This window comes from Umbribacter vaginalis (assembly GCA_001552935.1).
Classification (GTDB): Bacteria; Actinomycetota; Coriobacteriia; order Coriobacteriales; family Eggerthellaceae; genus Berryella; species Berryella vaginalis.
In genome coordinates this window covers 1-1,027 of record KQ959699.1, presented here as the reverse complement: position 1 = coordinate 1,027, position 1,027 = coordinate 1, and the positions used below count along the sequence as shown (strand labels likewise).

General features: G+C 46.5%; 1 protein-coding gene. It reads right to left on the bottom strand.

The features are described 5' to 3' along the window. Positions 1-147: 147 nt before the first annotated feature. The gene (locus HMPREF3190_RS04630; RefSeq protein ID WP_066780849.1) at positions 148-924 is read right to left on the bottom strand and encodes a hypothetical protein; all 777 of its coding nucleotides are present in this window, start codon (positions 922-924) and stop codon (positions 148-150) included. Positions 925-1,027: the final 103 nt, after the last annotated feature.

Genomic DNA, 1,027 nt, shown 5'->3' with positions numbered 1-1,027 from the left:
GATAAGCCCTTGCTCTTTGAGTGCAGACCAATCGAGAAAATCACGTTCCAGGACAACGCCATCGGCAAAGGAGAGCAAGGTTGGTTGTATTTCTTCTCGTGATGCAGATCGATAAATTATAATGTGCATGATGTGCTCCTTTATAGCCTAATGACTGCGCTCATAAGTAGGTGATAGACGCTTGCCTGTTGTAGGATCTTCCCAGTGTCCTTTTTCAGGAGAGTAAGGACGACCTGGATCAATAAGTTCTTTTTTTTCCCATGTACCTACGCCTACCTTATGCGCAACACAATATTCTATGCGCGCTTTTTCTTGCCCCTCTGGAAAAAACTTACCGTCTGATGTCATTTCACCGTATATTATCTTATATTTCGGCGGTATTGCTTTCACTTCGGGTTGGTCTACAACCCACACAGGTTTTACCCATTGATTTGCCTGTGCAGCAGGTGCAGGTGCAGAGCTTTCTTCTGCTGGTGCAGGGCTTTGCTCTACAGCAGCTGGTGCTGGTGCAGGTGTATCACCGCTTGCTTGTACAGGGGCAGCAGCAGCTGCACCTGTAACATTATCTACACTACCACTTGCAGCAGCCTGTGGCGTACCTGGTGCAGCAGTAGGCGTGTTAATTGGTGTACCGTCTGCATTAGTTTGTGGTGGTGCAATCTCTGTAGTAGTGGTTTGCGATGCATCAGCTTGCTCTGTAGGCGCATGAAACAAATCAAAGATTCCATGTGATTCTTTTTGCGGTGTCTGCACCGTTGTAACAGTGCCATCCTCAGCAACCACTTGCTCGGTATGTGGCAGGTTGCATGCAATGAGTGCTCCTACTACACCAAGCACGGCAACTGTGCCTACTGATGCACACGCAATCTTCGTGCTTTTCTTCGTCCATTTTTCTTTCAAGGTATCAAGTAGCTTCGTGTTCATAGCGATATCCTTTCGGTATTGTTTTGGTTTTAGTTGATTAAAGACAGAGTAAAAGGTTGGATGGCTTGCTGGGTGGATTACGTTTTAACACTGAGCAAGGTTG

What these genes read in the sequence shown, in the direction of transcription:
- HMPREF3190_RS04630 (WP_066780849.1), bottom strand. Translation starts at nt 924, where the DNA reads ATGAACACGAAGCTACTTGATACCTTGAAAGAAAAATGGACGAAGAAA.